17 protein-coding genes are annotated in these 19,830 nt (G+C 57.4%); 3 read left to right on the top strand and 14 right to left on the bottom strand.

What is annotated here, in order from left to right; genetic code table 11:
- Nucleotides 1-45 precede the first annotated feature (45 nt).
- Both ilvD and Pan97_RS03770 read right to left on the bottom strand, forming a co-directional pair.
- A complete protein-coding gene (gene ilvD, locus Pan97_RS03775; protein ID WP_144970816.1) occupies nucleotides 46-1,737 on the bottom strand; it encodes a dihydroxy-acid dehydratase in 1,692 nt (563 codons plus the stop codon).
- A 183-nt stretch (nucleotides 1,738-1,920) separates the two neighbouring features.
- Entirely contained in the window at nucleotides 1,921-2,367 is a 447-nt protein-coding gene (locus Pan97_RS03770; RefSeq protein ID WP_165698598.1) for an Hsp20/alpha crystallin family protein, read from the bottom strand.
- Nucleotides 2,368-2,891: 524 nt separating this feature from the next.
- Between Pan97_RS03770 and Pan97_RS03765 the strand changes: the two genes are divergently transcribed.
- From Pan97_RS03765 to Pan97_RS03755, 3 genes are all read left to right on the top strand, one after another.
- Nucleotides 2,892-3,827 carry a DUF1559 domain-containing protein gene (locus Pan97_RS03765; RefSeq protein WP_144970814.1) on the top strand — a complete coding sequence of 312 codons (936 nt, stop codon included), beginning with the start codon at nucleotides 2,892-2,894 and terminating at the stop codon, nucleotides 3,825-3,827.
- Nucleotides 3,828-3,916: 89 nt separating this feature from the next.
- Nucleotides 3,917-4,183: a hypothetical protein gene (locus Pan97_RS03760; RefSeq protein WP_144970813.1), complete on the top strand. Its 267-nt coding sequence runs from the start codon at nucleotides 3,917-3,919 to the stop codon at nucleotides 4,181-4,183.
- Nucleotides 4,184-4,417: 234 nt separating this feature from the next.
- Nucleotides 4,418-5,047, top strand: a complete 630-nt coding sequence (locus Pan97_RS03755; RefSeq protein WP_144970812.1) for a hypothetical protein — start codon at nucleotides 4,418-4,420, stop codon at nucleotides 5,045-5,047.
- Between the two features lie 215 nt (nucleotides 5,048-5,262).
- On the opposite strand, the gene Pan97_RS03750 is transcribed toward Pan97_RS03755, so the two are convergent.
- The 12 genes from Pan97_RS03750 to Pan97_RS03695 form a co-directional block, all read right to left on the bottom strand.
- Nucleotides 5,263-6,624 carry a DUF1552 domain-containing protein gene (locus Pan97_RS03750; protein WP_144970811.1) on the bottom strand — a complete coding sequence of 454 codons (1,362 nt, stop codon included), beginning with the start codon at nucleotides 6,622-6,624 and terminating at the stop codon, nucleotides 5,263-5,265.
- Nucleotides 6,625-6,628: 4 nt separating this feature from the next.
- The gene (locus tag Pan97_RS03745) at nucleotides 6,629-8,992 is read right to left on the bottom strand and encodes a DUF1592 domain-containing protein (RefSeq protein WP_144970810.1); all 2,364 of its coding nucleotides are present in this window, start codon (nucleotides 8,990-8,992) and stop codon (nucleotides 6,629-6,631) included.
- A 344-nt stretch (nucleotides 8,993-9,336) separates the two neighbouring features.
- The gene (locus Pan97_RS03740; protein ID WP_144970809.1) at nucleotides 9,337-10,803 is read right to left on the bottom strand and encodes a sulfatase; all 1,467 of its coding nucleotides are present in this window, start codon (nucleotides 10,801-10,803) and stop codon (nucleotides 9,337-9,339) included.
- Nucleotides 10,804-10,894: 91 nt separating this feature from the next.
- Nucleotides 10,895-12,067 (bottom strand): alpha/beta hydrolase fold domain-containing protein, encoded by a 1,173-nt coding sequence (locus tag Pan97_RS03735; protein ID WP_144970808.1) that lies wholly within the window; start codon nucleotides 12,065-12,067, stop codon nucleotides 10,895-10,897.
- Nucleotides 12,068-12,364: 297 nt separating this feature from the next.
- Nucleotides 12,365-12,631, bottom strand: coding sequence for a hypothetical protein (locus Pan97_RS03730; RefSeq protein ID WP_144970807.1), 267 nt, complete (start codon nucleotides 12,629-12,631; stop codon nucleotides 12,365-12,367).
- A 12-nt stretch (nucleotides 12,632-12,643) separates the two neighbouring features.
- The gene (locus tag Pan97_RS03725; protein ID WP_241676359.1) at nucleotides 12,644-13,672 is read right to left on the bottom strand and encodes an FAD:protein FMN transferase; all 1,029 of its coding nucleotides are present in this window, start codon (nucleotides 13,670-13,672) and stop codon (nucleotides 12,644-12,646) included.
- A gap of 36 nt (nucleotides 13,673-13,708) precedes the next feature.
- The gene (gene nqrF / locus Pan97_RS03720; RefSeq protein ID WP_144970806.1) at nucleotides 13,709-14,932 is read right to left on the bottom strand and encodes an NADH:ubiquinone reductase (Na(+)-transporting) subunit F; all 1,224 of its coding nucleotides are present in this window, start codon (nucleotides 14,930-14,932) and stop codon (nucleotides 13,709-13,711) included.
- Nucleotides 14,933-14,997: 65 nt separating this feature from the next.
- Nucleotides 14,998-15,612 carry an NADH:ubiquinone reductase (Na(+)-transporting) subunit E gene (gene nqrE / locus Pan97_RS03715; protein WP_144970805.1) on the bottom strand — a complete coding sequence of 205 codons (615 nt, stop codon included), beginning with the start codon at nucleotides 15,610-15,612 and terminating at the stop codon, nucleotides 14,998-15,000.
- Between the two features lie 3 nt (nucleotides 15,613-15,615).
- Nucleotides 15,616-16,248 (bottom strand): NADH:ubiquinone reductase (Na(+)-transporting) subunit D, encoded by a 633-nt coding sequence (locus tag Pan97_RS03710; RefSeq protein ID WP_144970804.1) that lies wholly within the window; start codon nucleotides 16,246-16,248, stop codon nucleotides 15,616-15,618.
- On the bottom strand, nucleotides 16,241-17,035 hold the full coding sequence (locus Pan97_RS03705) for a Na(+)-translocating NADH-quinone reductase subunit C (protein ID WP_144970803.1): 795 nt from the start codon (nucleotides 17,033-17,035) through the stop codon (nucleotides 16,241-16,243). Before Pan97_RS03705 ends, Pan97_RS03710 begins: the two co-directional genes overlap by 8 nt.
- On the bottom strand, nucleotides 17,025-18,260 hold the full coding sequence (locus Pan97_RS03700) for an NADH:ubiquinone reductase (Na(+)-transporting) subunit B (protein ID WP_144970802.1): 1,236 nt from the start codon (nucleotides 18,258-18,260) through the stop codon (nucleotides 17,025-17,027). The genes Pan97_RS03705 and Pan97_RS03700 overlap by 11 nt, the downstream gene beginning before the upstream one ends.
- Before the next feature lie 2 nt (nucleotides 18,261-18,262).
- Complete coding sequence (locus Pan97_RS03695; RefSeq protein ID WP_144970801.1) at nucleotides 18,263-19,612, bottom strand: Na(+)-translocating NADH-quinone reductase subunit A; 1,350 nt, start codon at nucleotides 19,610-19,612, stop codon at nucleotides 18,263-18,265.
- Nucleotides 19,613-19,830 lie beyond the last annotated feature (218 nt).

Genomic DNA, 19,830 nt, shown 5'->3' with positions numbered 1-19,830 from the left:
CTCCCTGGCAAACACCCGTTCGACCCCCGTTGCCCTTGTTGGGGCCTACTCGGCGTCCGGCAGAAATGCCTTGCTGACGCAGCCATGGTGCGCTTGCGAGACGGTCGCCGCGAAGTCGGCCAGGTAGCCGCGCGTGCGAGGAATCTCCGGCGCCTGCCATTCGCGCTGACGCGCGGCGAGCACGGCATCGTCGACATGCAGCGTTAAATCTCCAGCCGTCAGATCGAACGAAATTTCATCCCCATCTTCCACCAGCGCGATCGGCCCACCGACGGCTGCTTCGGGAGCACAATGCACGCCAATCGCTCCGTGCGAGACGCCCGAGACGCGCGTATCGGAAAGGAACGCGACTTTACCGTCAAGCTTCGGCGTCGCCAGGGCCGCGGTCGCCACCAACACTTCCGGCATGCCTGAGGCGACCGGTCCCAGGTAACGCAGCACAATCACGCTGCCTGGCTGAATCTCGTCGCGTTCGACCGCTTCAACAATCTTGCGGGCATCATCGAAACAAATGGCCTTACCGCGAAAGGTTGGCTCCTTCATGCTGCTCACCTTGAAGACGATCCCGCCGGGCGCCAGGTTGCCGAAACAGATCTGCATGTCGGCGTACGGCTTGAACGGCTTGTCGACCGGCACGATCAGATCCTGATTCCAGTCGATGTCAGGCGCGTCGGCCAGGTTCTCGGCCATCGTCTTGCCGGTCACCGTGATGCAGTCTCCGCTCAGCATCCCCTGCTGAAGCAGATACTTGAGAAACATGGGCGTGCCGCCGAGTTTGAACAAGTCGTACATCGTACGCTTGCCGCGCGGGGCGAAGCTGCACAGAACCGGCGTCTCGCGGCAGATCTGCTGAATGTCTTGTAGATGAAAATCGACGTGTGCCTCGCGCGCCAGCGCCAACAGATGCAGCACCCCGTTGGTGGAACCTCCCATCGCGGCGACGGCCCGCGTGGCGTTGATCATCGATGCCCGGGTAACGACGTCGCGCGGACGGATGTCTTCGGCCAGCAGCCGTTTGACGAGCGCGCCGATTCCTTCGCACTCGGCAATTTTCGAGGGATCATCGGCCGGGTTGCTGCTGGAATAGGGGGCTGAGAGCCCCATCGCTTCCAGGGCGATCCCCCACGTATTGAACGAGGCGGCAATCCCGCATCCGCCAGGACCTGGGCAGGCAGTACGAAGGATCTCGTCAGCCTCGGCATGCGTCATCGCTCCGACACTGGCGGCTGCCTGCGAGTCGTAGACGTCCAGAATCGAAGTATCCTGCCCGCGATGGCAGCCGGGCTTGATGCTGCCGCCGTTGATGATCAGCCCCGGGTAGTTTAGCCGAGCCAATGCCATGGCAAAGCCGGGGCCGTTCTTATCGCAGTTGTGCATGCCGATCAGAAAATCGTAGCCATGCGAACTGGTTACGCATTCGGCCGCGTTGGCAATCATGTTGCGCGACGGCAGACTCGCGTTCCCCCCTTCGTGCCCCTGGGTGATGTTGTCGCTGACGGCCGGCGTACCAAACGGAAAACCGATGAGCCCTTCCTTTTCGCAGCCTTGTTTGATGAGCGTCGCCAGGCGGTACGCGTGTACGTTGCATAGGTTCCCTTCCAAAAGGGGCACCCCGATGCCGACCTGGGGTTTGTGGAAGTCTTCTTCTTGAAAGTTCAGCCCATAGTAAAACGCGGTCACTCCGCGCTGCCAGCCTTGGGTCAGATTGCGGCTATTCCAGTTGAGCGGTCGGTCCATGAGAAGCAGTACTCTTGGTTGGCATGAAGGAGGAAGGATGCAACCAAGTAGTATGGCGGGCCTGCCTGCAAAGCTCAAGCTTGCCGGGTGCGAAGCAAGAAAACAAAAAACGCCGACCGCTTAGAGGTTCGCGAACCGGCGTCTTTCACATCCAACGAAAATGCACGACGGGGTTGTGCAAGGTTAGCTGTTGGTCACTTCAATCTTGCGGGGCTTGGCGTGTTCCGACTTGGGAATCACGACCGAGAGCACACCGTTCTTGAAGTTGGCCGAAACGTTTTCTTCGTCGACCGGAGTGCCGAGCTTCAGTTCTCGTTGGAACTTGCCGTACACGTGTTCGACACGATGCCAGCGGCGATCTTCGGACTGCTCTTCGGTCTTGCGTTCACCCGAGATGGTCAGCTTGCCGTCGTGCAGTTCGACATTGACGTCCTCGGCATTGAGGCCTGGGAGTTCCAAGTCGATCTGATAACCGGTTTCGGTTTCCGAGATGTTCATGGCCGGCAGCCATGCCCCGGAGGCGCTTTGACGTACCGGACGGAAGAACGACTCAAACAGGTTGTCCATCTCGCTCGACCAGTTGGCCAGAGGATGCGACTTCGATTCGGATTGTGTTTGTGGGCGTACCATTTTGATCAACCTTTCCATAAAGAGTTCCTACAGAAGTTGAAACAAAACCTCAGCAAATTCTTTGAGTTTGCAAACTCGTTTTTTGTGGGTTATTGAGTGCCTTTTGTTCGAGAGGCACTAGATAGAAATGCAACGTGTGTGCCAATTGCGGCCGTGATATTTCCCAGAATTCACAAGCTGTTATTTCTGAAGGATTTATGAAAGGTCGAACTCAAAGGGCGCCTGACGGGCAGTCTGCGGCCATCTGCCAAAATGGCAAGAATTGTCATTTCGACAGTCCTGCTGGTGGGTGCCCAGCAGTCGTGCTCCATCGTCTGTGAAAACTTCGACCGTGACCCTTGACTACGGCTCTCCGCTCCCTTAAAAAAGAATGTAATTGAGACTCAGTTTCATCTAACCAGCTCGCGAACTGGGTCCTCTCGCAGCCAGCGATCGCGTCGTGTGATGCCAGCCAACCCAAACGTCAGGGCACCCTTCCTTGCCCTAAGTCATTTCCAGGTTGGTATTTACAGAGGTATCTTACGATGTCGACACGGTCGTCTCGCACTGCATTTACATTGGTTGAGCTATTGGTAGTGATTGCTATCATCGGCATTCTGATCGCCCTATTGCTTCCCGCCGTCCAGCAGGCCCGCGAAGCAGCTCGCCGGCTGAGCTGTAGCAACAATATGAAACAGATTGGCCTCGGGATGAATAACTTCCACGACACCTTTCTGAACTTTCCTTACGCGTTTCGCGATCGCGTGGAAGGGGACGACGCCAACACCTACGCCACCGGCTGGATACAGATCCTTCCATTTCTGGAACAAGATGCCGTTGCCCGTCGTTGGGATCCCGAAGAAGCACGAAACAGCACGGCCGACCCCGATGGCGACGGCTGGTCCAATGCGACGCTTCAGCAAGAGATCATTCCCACCTACTATTGCCCCACGATGACCATGCCCAGCGATTCGCTCGACGGCTACTACGGTGCCGAAGGCCGAGCCCCAAGCAGCTATCAGTTCTGTGTCGACGCTGACGAAGCCGATCCTCTGGGAGCGTTTCTGTACGCGAGTGCGACCGCGGCTGACGGGGCGATCATCCCCGTGAAGACGTTCACCGATTCCTCCAATCCACCGGGCCCGCTGCACCGAGACCCGACCAAATTCCGTGATATCACCGACGGAACGTCGAACACCTTCATGGTGGGCGAAACCGACTTTACCCCACAAGGTGTTCCTTCGACCTCCTATGGCGCCGTTTGGTCTTACGGGTATTACGGCTGGGGAACGGGTGCGATCCAACTGGACAAACACGACAACACCTCCACCGTGTACGGGGCGTTCCGCAGTCAGCACCCTGGCGGCGCTCACTTCCTAATGGTCGATGGCTCGGTCTCCTTCGTGCCGGCCACGATCGACATGACCACCTACCAGGCCATCTTTACCCGAGCCGGTGGCGAAGTCGCTTCGCTTCCGTAGGCGATTGGTTGCCTCACGATTTCACTTCACCGCGACAGCGTCGTCGCGGTGAACTTTTTCTACCTCCTTTCCCTTTGAGATGACTTAAGATGCGAGCCTTCACCTACTGGCTTATCTGTATGCTCTTGATTGGAATCATGGCCTGTAGCCAAGCCCCAAAGGATTCGGCAGAAGCGGATCGCCCCGAAGTCCTAACGGTTGAAGCATGGAAGCAGTTGGACCCGAGCATTAAGTTCGATGGAACCACGCTGGAAAAGCTGCGTATGGACAACAAGCAGTTCCGCTCGAGTCGTGCCTGGAGCAAGTTCTACCAGGAGGAAATTCGTCCTGAAATGACCAAGGACCAGGCATCCTAAACCACGTAAAACCTCGACAAATTGAAAGAGGGACCGCAGTGCTTACTGCGGTCCCTCTTTTTTTGTGGGATGACGATCCGCAAAATTTTTTCCGCGCGCACTATCTCACTGAAGCGCTCCGCCCTTAAATTGTTTTCAAGACCTCGGAACTCTTTCTTTCCGGGGGTTTCCACGGACCTCTTAGCCCCAACGGGGCTTCGGAAAACGTCATCCTAAGTTGAAAAAGCATCCACCATGTCGTCATCATCCCACGCACAGCTTGAACAACGTGGCAAACTCTCAAACGAGAGTAAGCCCCAGGTTGTCGTGCGCGCGGGCAAGTACTTCGTGTGCTCTGCGTGCGGGACGATGGTGGAAGTGCCGGCCGACGTCGTCGGTCAGCTGGTGATTGCGGTCGATCCTGCAGCGCAGGAGGAAGAGGTCGACACATCACCTCCCCAGAACCAGTCGCGTACGGAAAAGCCTACGCCAAACAAGCCGGTTCCTACATCCACCCCATCACCAAGTACTGCTCGGCAAACGTCCCAACCGCCGCGGCCCAAACAACCGCGGCACCACAGCCATCAAGGATTCACCAGCAAAATCATCGACGGACTAGCGGTACCATCCGCCGGCCAGTTGGATCGCGCGATGGCATGGGTTTCGTTTCACTTGAAGGTACTCGACCGGCAAGGGAGCGAGATCAAACGGCTGAAGAAACTGCTGAAGCAGCACCCAACCTCCCGGGTGCCATGCCCAAGTCCGCGAGGGCATGCTCATGCGGAAACCAAGCAAGAACGGGCTGGTTGCATGCGGCATGAAATTCAAAAAGATGTCAGCATGGCCCCCACAACGGATCACGTGAAAGAACGCGGGCCCCCATAGATTCCTGTCCCCCCTCGCCGAGTTGAGGGTTGCATGGACGAGCGTTTACCCAACATCGCCGGATAAGTGTTCTACATCGATAGGAACGATGTTCGCGCATGCGCTGCACGATCGGCGATCTGCCCACTAACCCTCTCCCCCGCAGACGGTGGAGAGGGGACATGTGTTTTGGGTGCCACACCTGTGCATTTGGATGCACGCGCACACACGACCGATTAGGTCAGGCCAGTCAAAGGACCGTCGCCGCAGTAATCGGGGTTGCCGAAGGTCTTCTGGGGGTAGCCCATCGCTTCGCAGATGTTCAGCAGCAAGCGGTTGTGGGCGACCTTCTTGACGTCGATGGCCTGACCCATTTTGAAGCCCAGGCCGCCGCCGACCAGGACGAACGGGATATCGTTGTGGGTGTGGGAGTTCCCCTTGCCCAGTTCGTTCGTCCAGATGATGGTGGTGTTGTCGAGCATGCTGCCACTACCGCCTGGCTCAGGTGTTTCCGAAAGCCGTTTAGCCAGATGAGCGACCTGCTCGCAGTACCAGGTGTTGATCTTGATCAGCTTTTCGTAGGCGTCCTCGTTACTGTCAGGCTCGTGCGACAGGCCGTGGTGCCCTTCGTCGATGCCCAACCACTTCATCTTTGGCTGGCCGACGCTGTTGGTAATCTGCAGCGAGGCAATCCGGTTCATGTCGTGGACGAAGCCGTTGACCATCAGTTCGATCTGCATCTTGGTGATCTGCGGAATGTTGTCGTTGTCTTCGCGAACATTCGGCGGAAGTTCCGGAATGGCGTGATCGAGTTCGGCTCGTTCGTCGCCGGACTGCTCGGCATCCTGCTTTTTCTGCTGCGCCATTTCGGCCTGTAGTTCCAACTCGACCTTTCGGACCATTTGCATGTGCGTATCGAGCAGTTGCCGGTCTTCGACGCTGATCAGTTTTTCGACCTTTTTGAAGTCTTCGGTCAGGTCGTCAAGCACGCTGGCCAGCATTGCTCGGTTCTTGGCCTGGCCGTACATCTTGTCGAACATCTGGTACGGATCGTCGATCGGAGCTACCGGCTGGTTCGGCCCGGCGTACGACCAACGCGTCCAAGTATCGGCGCGGTCAGGAACCATCACGCCGAATTCCAACGAACCGAATCGCGTTTGCGTGTCGGCGTTGGCTTGCAGTTGATTCTTGAGGTATTGATCGACCGAGATGCCCATCGCCCAGCCGGCTGGCGTATCGGAACCCCCTTGGACGTCGCCAGGGAACAGTTCGATCCCGGTGAGCAGACAGCCCATGCCGCGCATGTGACCGTCGCCGTCTCCCTTGATCAAGTTGCCGATGCCCTTGATGGTCATCGTCTGCTTCTTGAAGGGCTCCAACGGTTTGAGGATCCGCTGCATGTCGTAGTCGGCACCAAGCGTCTTGGGCCAGAAGTGGTCTGGGATCACGCCGTTAGGGCTGAAGATGAACACCAGGCGTTTCTTAGGCGCAGCCTGCGACGCCCAGCCCAGGCTCGGCAGCCCGGCCAGCAGATTGGCGGCGGCGAAACTGATGCCGGTCTTCTGCAGAAAGTCACGTCGTGAAAGTTGATGCACCATCAGTTCATCCTGCGATCTTGGTGTTGTGAGGTTCCATGGCCGCGATCACTGCGATCTCGACCAAGAGGGCGCGGATGTTATATCCACTATTTTTGAACTTCTCAGTTAGTTCGTCCAGCTTTTCTGGACCATAGGCGGCCACTGGCTGTTTGACGAAATGTTGAAAAGCTCGGCTGACGAAGGCCCGATGGGCGTCGTCACTTTCGGCCAGAAACTTGGCCAGCTCTTGTTCATTTTGGAAGGTCACTTCGCGTCCGTCACGTGTCGTGTAGGTTCCCTGGGCGTTCACATGGCGGTCCCTTTCGGTCTCGCGGAAGCGACCCACCGCGTCGAATCGTTCCAGCGTGAACCCGAGGCCATTGATTCGCGAGTGACAAACCTGGCAGCTTTCAGGACTGGTTTGCAGCGATACCCGCTCGCGCGTGGTCAGGTCGGGATGCAGATCGGGACTGAGGGGCGAAAACGCAGCATTCGGCGGACGCAACGTTCGACCAAGCATATATCGAATCAAAAACACGCCACGATGAATCGGCGACGAGGCATCCGTGTAGGCCAAACCACTCATGAGGTAAGGATGCGTCAGCAAACCCAGTCGATGTTCGCCGCCGCCGGCTGTCTTCCGCAGCTGCTGAGGACCAGGCCCGCGCGGCAGCTTGTCGGCCTCCGGCTGGGCGGTCTCTTCCGGCTTCCACTGGTCGCCGTAGAACTCGGCCATGCGATCTGTCGTGTAGGCCCAGTCGGCGGTAAACAGCTGCCGATAGTCGCTCTTCTCGCTCCAGACGACGTCGTCGAGGAACTGGTCGAGCGAGGCACGCATGTCCGCGATCAACTCGTGATCGAAACCAGGGAAGCGGGCTTCGTCCTTGGTGATCTCGCCAAAGTGACCGATGTTAAGCCACTCGTGCAGCATCTCACGCGTCTTACCGCGGGTACGGAAGTCGTTGACCATCCGCCAGGCAGCTTCGCGGACTTGTTGTTCGTTTTCCAGTTGATTGCGTTCGACCTTTTCCAGCAGCCATTTATCGGATGGAATCGAATCGTAGAAGGTCAATGCCAGACGGTTGGCGACCTTCTGCGACGGGGAGTCGGTCGCATCGGTTTGTGGGTAGAGGAATCGCGGCGACTTCAAAGTCATCAGCACGACGCGGCGGATCGCTTCATGGTCGTCCGGGCACTGGGCGATCTGCTGATCGATGTAAAGCTGCTTGGTTTCGTCGGAAAGTTCGGTGCGGAAGGCGGTCTCGACGAACTCGTGGAGGAACGCCTTCAAGCGAGCACGATTCTCTTCGGGAATCTTTTTGTTGCGTTGGCTGAAGTGAGGCCACAGTTCGTCGGCTGCCACGATGCCGAACTCGATGGCGGCCGCCGTCGTCGAATCGTCCCATTGGCGATCGACGGCAATCCCGCGCTCGAAGCCGTAGCTGCGATCGTCTGGCGGAAGCTTGGTTTGCAGCGAGTATGTCGGCTCGATCGTCCAGGGAATGATGTTCCGCTGCGGAATGAGCTGCTCGACGCCATGCGGCGGAATCCACGAAAGGGAGATGCTCGCTGGCGGTTGTTCCGTCTTACGCTTCCGTTGGATGTAATCGATCTTGAACGGATAGGCACGTCCTGCCGTCAGCCGCACGACCTCGCGGAATTCGGTCTTGTCGCCCGACTGCACGTGGTTGTCGATCAGGGTGCGACCGAGCTTGCCGAAATCCATGGTAAACGAGACGGTGCTGCGGACGATGATTTCGTAGTCGCCGGTCTCATCGGCAATAATGCTCCCGTTCCAGTGAATGTAGAATTCTTCCTTCTTAATGCCTTCGCCGGGGCTTTCACGACCGAAGTCGAAATCGATCGTCGGATCGACGCGTTCGATTTTTTTGTTCTCGTTCTTCCAACGAGAGCCCGCGAAATAAATTCCCTTCACGCCCCGTTCGTCGGTGTAGCTGGGAGCACCATGAAAGTGGCTGTAAAGGTCGGCCAGACTCTGACGAAGCTGGTTGCCGGTCAGTCGGGCCAGCGAGATTTGCGGAGGACGATTTCGAATGCGAGCCGCTTCGCTGTAAAACGCATAGTGCATGAACGCGGCGACTGCCTCGGCATCGGGACCGACACAAGCTTCAGCGTCCCCTTCCGGCATCGTCTTGGTGATCTGGTGGGTCAACTCGCCGAGGCTGGCATCGCCGATCAGGGCCGTTTCGTAGGCACCGACGACGCCTTCCCCTTTTTCGCCGTGGCAATCGGCGCACATCGAAGTGTAGATCTTCTGGCCTTTGTCGCGCAGGGCGTCCTCGTCGGCCCAACACGTTTGGCCGAAACCAACAAGCGTCAACAGCGCAAGCGGCAAGGTGATGCGAACGAAGTGAGGATGGAAAGTCATAGGCTCGTGCAGCGTGCTTTGCAGTTTTACGGGAATTGCCCGTCCGACGCTACTTGGCGGAACCAAACGTCGTCGATCTACAATAGCTAGCAGGTGGGGAATTAGCGGTAGGCGGGATGTCACCAACGGCAAGGCGTCTTTGTCTTACATCGTCGCCTGGTACCGATAGTTTTTCCTGAAATGATTCAGGCCGTTCTATTTTACACGATCGCGGCCATGCAAGTCCAATAGGAAAACCCTTTGATATCCATAACTTGCGGCCAATTCGCCGCTCCCCTGTCGGGTGGCAAGGTCGTGGTTTCCCTGGATATCAGCCGAATCAGCAGGCCGATTAGTGAGCGAGCCTACTTTTTCTTGTTCCCCTTCCCCTTTTTCGCGGGGCCTGGGGCGTATTTTGGATTCGGCTCGGTGGGGATCAAAGCACCGACACTTTCGTGCCAACGGAGCACATCAGCCAGCAGTTCGTCTCGCTTCTGGGGGTTGGAAGCGGCCAGGTCGTGACGTTCGCCAACGTCCTTCCGCAAGTCGTAGAGTTCAACGGCACCATTTTCAGGCAGCTTTTCGGCACCACCATCGAGCACCCACTCTTCGTGGTACAGATGCAGCTTCCAGTGGTCCTTGTTGATGACGGTCACCGGTCGCGAGCGAAAGCCGGTACGGACATCGAGCGGACGTCCTCGTGTGACGGCCGTATTGAGGTAGCCGGGAAAGTGCCAGAAGATGGCTGAGCGCTCAAGCTGCCCCTGGCCGGTTAACAGCGGCAAGAGGCTCTCGCCGTCGAGAACTTTGCCATCAGGAACCGACACGCCAGCGGCGGCGAGGATCGTGGGGTAGATATCGACTTGGATGACCGGCACGTCGCACACGCTGCCAGGCTTGACCTTACCGGGCCAACGAATGATGAACGGTTCGCGAATGCCCCCTTCGTAGTAGCCCCCTTTGTTGCCTCGCAGCGGTTCCTGCAGCGACTGCGGCGTGGCACCATTGTCACTGGTGAAGATGACCATCGTCTTCTCGGCCAGCTTCAGTTCGTCGAGCTTTGCCAGCAAGCGTCCGACGCTTTCGTCCAGATCATAAGTACAAGCCGCGTACATGACCGACTTGTGATTTTTCCCTTTGGGCTTCGCCTCAAAATGGCCAACCGTTTTCGGTTGCCCCTGCAGGGGACCATGAATCGCATGATGCGGCAGGTAACAGAAGAAAGGACGGTCGCGATTCTTCTCGATGAATGCACATGCTTTGTCGGTCAGAGTGAAGACGCCCTTGGGATCGCTGGGAGGACCTTTTTTGTTGGTTTCGGTCCCTTCCTTGAGCGGTCCATCGCCGAACGAGTCGTACGTTTCGTCGAAGCCTTGCTCGCTGGGATCAGCACCGTCTTTGCCAGACAGATGCCACTTGCCGAAATGCCCTGTCGCGTAACCGGCGGATTTGAGGGCTTCGGCCAGGGTCAGGCTCTCGGGACTGAGGCCGCTGCTGTTGGGGATGGGTTTCAACCGCATCTCGTTCTTGGGACCTCGGTCGGTGCTGCCGACGGCATACAGGTGATGCCGCGGCGTGTACTGCCCTGAAAGCATGCAGGCCCGGCTCGGGGCACAGTTTCCGGCACACGCATAGCCGGCCGAAAAGGTCATCCCCTGTTTGGCCAGCGAGTCGATGATCGGCGTTTCGTAGAAGTCGCTTCCCTGGTAGCCGACGTCCTTCCAGCCGAGATCATCGGCGTAGATCAACACGAAGTTGGGACGATCGTCCGCCAGCGAGGCCGTGATGCACCAGAAGGAAAACAGCAAGGCGAAAAGGGTCGTGCGAAGCATTGGCGATCTCTACGAAAAGGGCCGACGAGTCATGTCTGACGACGTCGGCCCAGTATAATTCATCAACCGTACGATTGCACGCAGCATCGCGTTATTCGCTACGGGAACCTTGCGGTCGACGTGGCTGCGGACGCTGAGCAGATTCGATCGGATCGTCACTCAATTCGACCTCCTTGCCCAGCAGGATCTTGCTCAGGAATGCTTCGACGCGCTCGTTGACTTCCTGGCCAGCAAAGCCATGACCGGCACCTTTGACCGGGACGAAGGTCGAGTCGACGCCTGCCTTGGTGAGTGCCTCGTGGAAATCGACCGACTGCTGAAACGGAACCGTGCCATCGGCCGTGCCGTGCAGGATCAGGAATGGAGCATCCCCCTTAGAGACATGGAACTGAGGCGAAGCGGACTTGGCGACTTCAACGTTCTCTTTCGCGGGCCCGCCCAGCAACTTGCTCTCGGGCGAGTCAGGACTATTGTGGCGTTCGAATCCGGGACCATCCCCCATCGTCAGCATGTTGGCCGGACCGAAGAAATCGACCACGCCAGCTACCTTCAAAGACTGATCGGCATGGGGGCCCAGCTTACCGTCTAGTTCCTTCACATCGGCCGAGACGCCCAGCATCGCCACGAGATGACCACCAGCGGAACTCCCCCATACGACGATCTTATCCGGATCCCAGTTGTACTTTTCGGCGTTGGCTTTCACCCAGCGCAGACCGGCCTGGCAATCATGGATCTGCGCAGGCCAGCTGGCCACGTCGGTCAAGCGATAACCGATCGAAACCGCGGCATAGTCGCCTGTGCGAACCAGGGGAATTGCCCGGCTGAGATACGGCCCGTGCGTTCCGCCCTGCCAGCCGCCGCCGTGAATCAGCACGATGACCGGCAATGGCTTGTCGGTCGAAGGCTTTTCAGGCACCGCGACGTCCAGCTTTTGCCGATTGATCTTCTCATCGCCATAGGGAATGTCACGCTTGATCTCGACACCGGCGACGTTGTCATTCGCTTGAGGGCGTTGACCTTGGCGCTGTCGTTGCATTTGTGCTCGTCGCTTTTCAAAGGCCTCGAATTCTGCTTGGGTAACACTACCGTCGGAATCACTATCGAGCCGACCAAAAAGTTGCTGGGCACGCTCAGGCAATTCGTCTTTCTCAATCTTGCCGTCGCTGTTGCGATCGAGTCGATCGAAAGAAGGTGCCTGGGCGAAGAGTGGCCCGGCGAGAAAGAGACAACCAAGAACAGAAAGTAGCCGCGCTGAGCAATTCATAGCCAAGCCCTCGGAGGTACCAAGTTGCGAAAAGTTAAGGTTCCTACGTTTAACCCCCAGGGTCAATGCAAAGTTTCGCAATTGCCGAGAAATTGGCCTCAGAAGTTCGTTTCCACATCCCTAAGAGGAATGAGCCACAGAGGACACAGAGAGTAGGATTTCATGCGCTAGATGTTAGTCCCTAGCCATGGTGGAGATTCTTAGCTTCCCAACTCTGTGTCCTCTGTGATCTCTGTGGCTAGTCCCTTCTTTAGGTCATCAGAGATAAGGACCCATCCATTGGGATGCCGCAACCTGCTAGTGAACCTGGTTGGTCACTTCGTCTTCGACGTCGTGGTCGGCGCAGTCGGTTGGCTCTTGGCAGCGTTCTTTCTCGGGGATGCGGCTGCACGAGGGCGAAGGGTTACTGCACGCATCGCAGATCGGATTGCCGACCGAGTCTTTGAACTTGTTCAGCCCCCCACAGCTTCCTTTGATTTCGCGATTGCTGAGGATCACGCCGATCGCCATTCCAGCCAATACAATGGCAAAGACGCCGATGGTAATAAGCAATACGATAAGCATGGCGGATGTCCTCTAATTCGATTGGTACTGCTGCCAGGCAGTGGTGGCTTTGGTCTCAACCGTGCCGTCCTCTTTCCTCATCTGGAAGAAGACCGGCAGGTTGTGTTCCTGTGCGAAATTATATCCTTCGACCGGGCCCAAGACCAAAAATGCGGTGGCGTAGCCATCGGCCAGCATGCAGTTTTCAAACAACACGCTGACCGATGCCAGGTCGTGTTCGACCGGGCGACCCGTCTTGGGATTGATCGTATGCGAGTAACGCTTGCCGTCGTGCTTGAAGAAATTGCGATAGTCACCAGAGGTGGCCAGCGCCCTGTCATGCAGGCCGACCACCAGGTCGTACTGGCGAACATCGTCGGCGGGCGTCTCAATTCCGATCTTCCATGGATCGCCGTTGGGCTTGAGCCCAGTCGCGCGGACTTCGCCGCCGATCTCGACCATGAAGTCGGTGAAGCCTTCGGCCTTGATTAACTCATAGACCGCGTCGACCCCATACCCTTTCGCGATCGCCGACAAGTCAACATAGACGTCATCTTGTGCTTTGCGAAGTGCGGGCGGATCGGATTGGATCTCGACTTGCTGGTAGCCGACCAGCTTGCTCGCCTGGGCGATCTCTTGGTCCGTGGGGAACTCTTTCCGCTTCTTGTCGGGGCCAAACCGCCACAGGTTCACCGAAGGTCCGACCGTCACGTCGAAGGCGCCGTCGGTCGCGTCACTGATCTGCCGGGCAGCATCCACGACTTCGATCAGTTGGCTCGAAACCGGAAACCACTCGCCTGCCGGTGCCTGGTTGAAGCGAGAGAGTTCTGACTCAGGATCGTAAGTCGACATCTGGTGATTGACTTGGGCCAGAAGCTCGTCGACCCTTTCCTGGATCTTGATCAGCCGCTGGGGACCTTCCGGACCGGTCACCGCGCGGATGTGATAGGTGGTGCCCATCGTCTGCCCCTGGATCGTCGCGATGGGGTCTGGCGGGGCAACTTGCTGGCAACCAAGGAAAACGGCCAGCCATAAGAGGCTGGCCGTGGTGTAGCTTTGCATGATCTTCGCGAGCCGAATCGACTCGCCATTGGGGGCTTAGCCGCCGAAGTCGTCGAAGCGGATGTTTTCTGGTTCGACGCCCAGATCGTCCAGCATCTTGAAGACGGCCTGGTTCATCATGGGCGGACCGCACATATAGTATTCGATGTCTTCGGGTGCCGGGTGGTCCTTCAGGTAGTTTTCCAACAGCACCTGGTGGATGAAACCCTTGTACCCGGTCCAGTTGTCTTCCGGCAGCGGATCGGACAACGCGATGTTGAACTTGAAGTTCGGGAACTGCTCTTCGATCTCGCGAAACTCTTCGACGTAGAACAATTCGCGAAGACTACGACCACCATACCAGTAGGTCACCTTGCGGCCGGTTTTGATGTTCTTGAACAGCTCGAAGATATGACTTCGCAGCGGAGCCATACCGGCACCGCCACCGATGTAAATCATTTCGGCGTCGCTGTCGTTGATGAAGAACTCGCCGTAAGGACCGCTGATGGTCACCTTGTCGCCCGGCTTGCAGTTGAAGATGTAACTGGAAACCTTCCCGGGAGGCGTTCCCTCGGGGGCGCGTGGCGGAGGCGAAGCCACACGGACGTTGAGCATGATGATGCCCTTTTCGCCAGGGTAGTTGGCCATCGAATAAGCACGAATCACCGGCTCGGTTACCTTGCTGGTGTAACGCCAGAGGTTGAACTTGTCCCAGTCTTCGTGGTATTCCTCTTCGATGTCGAAGTCTTTGTACGAAAGTTCGTGCGGCGGAACTTCAATCTGAATGTAACCACCGGCCTTGAAGGGAACCGATTCCCCTTCCGGAATCTTCAGCTTGAATTCCTTAATGAACGTGGCGACGTTGCGATTCGAGATGACTTCGCATTCCCACTTTTTGGTTTCCAGGGCTTCGTGCGGGACTTCGATTTCCATGTCCTGCTTGACGGCCACCTGGCAGGAAAGGCGATAGCCTTCGCGAGCCTGACGCTTGTTGATGTGCGAACGTTCGGTCGGCAGGATGTCGCCGCCGCCGCTCTTCACGCGGACGACACACTGGGCACAAGTACCACCGCCGCCACAGGCCGAGGAGACGAACACGCCTTGGTCGGCAAGCGCGTTAAGCAGCTTGCCGCCTGCGGGGACGCAGATGTCCTTGGTGTGTTCGTTAATGTCGATCTGGACATCTCCGGACGGCACCAAAGCCTTCTTGGCCAAGAGAATGATGACCACCAGGAGCAAAACCACCCCTGTGAACATGCTCACGCCGAGAACAATTGCCATGACTAACTTCTTCCTGATACCAGGATTTTGCTAAGTAAATTCGATGCGACGCTTACCGGGCAGTCCTACTTGATCATACCGCCGAAGGACATGAAGGCCATGGCCATCAGACCGGCGGTGATGAACGTGATTCCCAGACCTTTCAGGCCATCAGGCACGTCGCTGTATTTCAGTTTTTCACGAATGCCAGCCAGAGCGGCGATGGCCAATGCCCAGCCGAAGCCGGCTGACAGACCATAAACCACGCTTTGACCGAAGTTGTAATTGCGTTCGACCATGAAGAGCGAACCACCGAGGATGGCGCAGTTCACGGTAATCAGCGGCAGGAAGATACCCAGGGCCGCGTACAGGGCCGGAACGTACCGATCCAGCGCCATTTCCAGGATCTGCACGATGGCCGCGATGACGCCGATGTAACTGATCAATCCGAGAAAGCTCAGGTCCATATCGGCCAGGCTCGGGTTGATCCAAGCCATCGCACCCTTCTTCAGGAAGAAGGAGTACAGCAATTGGTTGACGGGAATCGTAATCGCCATGACCGCGATCACGGCCGCGCCCAGGCCCAAGGCCGTCTTCACGTTCTTGGAAACGGCCAGAAACGTACACATCCCCAGGAAGAATGCGAGGGCCAGGTTTTCGCTGAAGACCGCCTTGAGGGCGATGGTCAAATAGCTTTCCATTGTTTAACCCTCCGATTCAACTTGATCTGGATTGAACGTACGCACGACCCAGATGATGAAACCGATGATAAAGAACGCACTGGGCGGCAGCAGCATCAAGCCGTTGGGCTGATACCAGCCGTCGTTCTTGGTGAGCGAGAAAATGGTAATCCCGAACAGCGAGCCGTTGCCGAAAAGTTCGCGGAAGAAACCGACGACCAACAGGATCATCGAGTAGCCCAAGCCGTTGCCGATACCGTCGAGGAAGCTGATCCCCGGCTTGTGCTTCATGGCAAACGCTTCGGCACGTCCCATCACGATACAGTTGGTAATGATCAGCCCGACGAACACCGACAATTGCTTGCTGATGTCATAGGCGAACGCCTTGAGGAACTGATCGACCACGATCACCAGTGACGCGATGATCGTCATCTGGACGATAATGCGAATGCTGCTGGGAATGAACTTCCGCACCAGGCTCACGCCCAGGTTCGAGAACGCGGTCACCGCGGTCACCGACAAGGCCATCACGAATGCGGTTTCCAGCTTGGAGGTCACGGCCAGCGCCGAGCAGATCCCCAAGACCTGCAAAGCGATTGGGTTATTATGCACGACCGGGTCGAGCAAAACGTCCTTCGGAGATTGCGTATCAGCCATCGGACTTCTCCTTCGATTCGAGGTTCTTGAGGTAAGGGCCGAAGCCTTCTTCACCTAACCAGAAGCGGACGAAGTTATCGACGCCCTTGGTAGTAATGGTTGCACCGGAAAGGCCATCGACCTCGGAATCACCGCTCCCCTGCCCTTTGACGACTTCGATGAGCACGTTGCCTTCGTCGTCGCGGACCTTTTTGCCTGGCCACTGGGACTTCCAGTTGGGGTTGTCGACTTCACCACCCAGGCCCGGCGTTTCGCCGTGCGAGTAAAAGGTGATCCCCTTGGCCGTTTTCAAATCGGCGTCGAGTGCCAGGTAGCCGTACATGGTCGACCACAGCCCCTTGCCGTAAATCGGAAGCACCAGGCCTTCGAGCTTGCCGTCATCCGATTTCACCAGGTAGACGTCGACGTACTTCTCGGTCTTCACGATCCCAGGCAAACCTTCGACGGTACGATTGAGATTCGGGTTGTCGCGAGCTTCGGCTGGATCGTAGGTCGAGGGTTCGGCCACGCCGGCCTCTTTGAGTTGTTCATCGGAAACCACTTCGCCTGTTTCCAGGTTCACGAAGTGCTTCTCGAAGTTCTTTTGGAACGTCGCTTCCACGTCGGCCGGGGTGTCCTCAGGCTTGAGGAGACCAGCGGCCGCCAGAACGTTACGCTGCTTGTCGAGCTTGGAATTGGCTTGCTGGAAGCTCTTCAGCCCAACCGCCGTACTACTCACAATGACGGAGCAGACCACGCATAAAACTGCGGCAACCAAAATGGTTCCGGCAACACTATCACGTCGCATAGCGGGCCTTTCTCCGATTGATGTTAGCTTGCAGAACAAAGTAGTCGATCAGCGGCGCCATGACGTTGCCGAACAAGATCGCCAACATGATCCCTTCCGGGAAAGCTGGGCTGACGCCACGAATCAGAATGGTGACGACACCAATCAGGATACCGTAAATCCACTTGCCGGTACGGGTCATCGCGGCGGAGACCGGGTCGGTCGCCATGAAGACGGTACCAAACGCGAAGCCACCCACCACCAGGTGCCACCAAGGTGCCATGCCGTACAGGACGTCGTCGCTGACCAGGTGGAAGACGCCTGAGAGCCCCATGGCACCGATCACGCAGCCGAGCATGATTCGCCACGAACCAATGCCGGTCGCGATCAGGAAGGCCGCGCCGAGCAAACAAGCGAGCACCGAAGTTTCGCCCATCGAACCCTGCATCACGCCCAGGAAGGCCTGGTTCCAGGTAATGCCATGGCCGTCGACCTGTGCCATGGCCTGTTCCATCGTCGTTCCGGCCGGGGCAGAAGCGACCACACCCAAGGTGGTTGCTCCACTGAAGCCATCAGGCGAAACGGCCGACCAGATCTTATCGCCGGTCAGGTCGGTTGCGTACGAGAAGTACAGAAACGCACGAGCGGTCAGGGCCGGGTTCAGGAAGTTCTTGCCGGTACCGCCGAAGACTTCTTTACCTACGAGAACGCCGAAACCAATCCCCGCGGCCACCTGCCACAGCGGAATGGTCGGAGGCAGGATCAACGGAAAGAGCATCCCGGTAACCAGGAAACCTTCGTTGATCTCGTGCTTCCGCACGATGCTGAAGATCAATTCGATCGTGCCACCGACGGTCATCGTGACGATGTAGACCGGCAGGAAGAAGATCGCCCCCAGCACGACGTTGCTGATCCAACTGGACGGATCGTGACTGAGCCCGGTCATCTTGAAGATGGTCTCGTGCCAGTCAGCCATTGGCTGCGCGCCATTGGCGATCTGGAAGTTGGCCTGGTACCCCGTGTTCCACAGGGCCATGTAAATACATGGCAGCAGGGAGAGAACGACGAAAATCATCGTTCGCTTCAGGTCCAACCCGTCGCGCACATGGGTCAAACCCTTGGCACGATCTGGTGGCGTGTACAGAAACGTATCCGCCGCTTCGTACAGCGGATAGAGCCGTTCCAACTTTCCTCCTTCGAGGAACATTGGTTCGACCTTATCGAGCATTCCGCGTAAAAATTTCATGGCTATCCTTCGGCTTCAATGCGGGTCAGGTTCTTCCGCAGAATGGTACCGAAATCGTGTTTCCCCGTGTCCACAAACGTACACAAGGCGATATCTTCTTCTTCCAATTCCAAGCAGCCCAACGCCTGAGCGGAATCGGTGTCTTCGACGATAAGTGACTTGAGCAAGGCCGTCGGTTCGATGTCCAGCGGCATGATCGATTCGTAAGCTTCGATCGGCACGATCGCGCGGTGACTACCGTTGGCCGTAGTGGTCATGTTCAGTTCGCCTGGCGACAGGAACGAAGCGAACACCGACTTGACCGAGAACTTCTTGAAGCCGGGTGCAAGCCAACCGAACATCTCGCGGTTGAGGCCTTCTTCCAGCACCGATACCTGGGTGTGGTAACGTCCCAGATAGGCTTCGACGCCGCCAGACTCGTAACCGCAAAGCACCGAGCCGGATATCAACCGCATGGTACCTTCGTTGAGTTGGCCTTTGGTCAGATCTTCGATGCTGGCACCCAGCGGAGCTTTGACCAGACGTGGCTCTTTAACGCCCGGACCGGCCAGCGAGATGACGCGACGCGTATCGAGTTCGCCCGTGCGAAATAGGTTTCCGATGGCGATCACGTCCTGGTAACCGAGGTACCACACGACGCGGCCAGGACCGGCTGGATCGAGGAAGTGAATGTGCGTTCCGGCCAGGCCGGCAGGATGCTTGCCGTCGAATTCGGCGGCGTTGACAAACGGCAGATCGCTACCTGGCAGTGCGGCTCCCGGTGCCTGGCACAGGTGGACCTTGCCTTCCGTCAAATTGCTGATCGCTTCCAAACCAGCAATGAATTCGATCTCGTTCCCCTTGATGATCGGGGCGGGATCGGCGGCCAATGGATTGGTATCGATCGCCGTGACGAAGATCGAGCGAGGGGAAGTGCCCAGTACCGGGACCTTGCCGAAAGGTCGCGTGCGGAAGGCGGTCCACAGGCCCGACTTGACCAGGTTGGCTTCGACCTTTTCACGATCGAGACCCACCAGGTTAGCTTCGCTGAACGACTCGAAGGCGACTTTGTCGTCTCCTTCGACTTCGATCACGATTGACAGGAACCTACGCTTGGCACCGCGGTTGACCTCAACCACTTTGCCGGCCGCCGGTGCGGTATAGAGCACGCCTGGCGACTTTTTGTCTTCAAACAGGGGCTGACCGAGTTGGACGATATCCCCTTCGGTCACCAACATCGTTGGCTTCATGCCAACGTAGTCGCGACCGATCAACGCAACTTTACGGACGTCTGCGATTTCTTCTACTGACTGTTTCGGCTTGCCTGCGATGGGCAGAGTCAAGCCTTTGCTAATCGTGATCCGCTGTGGCATCTTGGGCCTCACTCCCGCTTGGGAGGCTATGGTTCAACACACTTGCCAGGAGGGCTTTGTGAAAACTATCACAATGTCAGTGTCGAATGTCCCCCGCGTAATGTAATTGTGGGAAAAATCTCGGAGTGACTGGGTGCGTGCTCTGCGTTAGTGTCCGAGTGAAAGATGGTCGCAACCAAGAGGTAGGCCTGCCAAAGTCGATGCGGCGAAGCCTGCCT

The sequence above is a fragment of the Bremerella volcania genome (assembly GCF_007748115.1).
GTDB classification, from domain to species: Bacteria; Planctomycetota; Planctomycetia; order Pirellulales; family Pirellulaceae; genus Bremerella; species Bremerella volcania.
The sequence above is the reverse complement of the archived record's forward strand: the minus strand, read 5'-3'. Positions and strand labels throughout refer to the sequence as shown.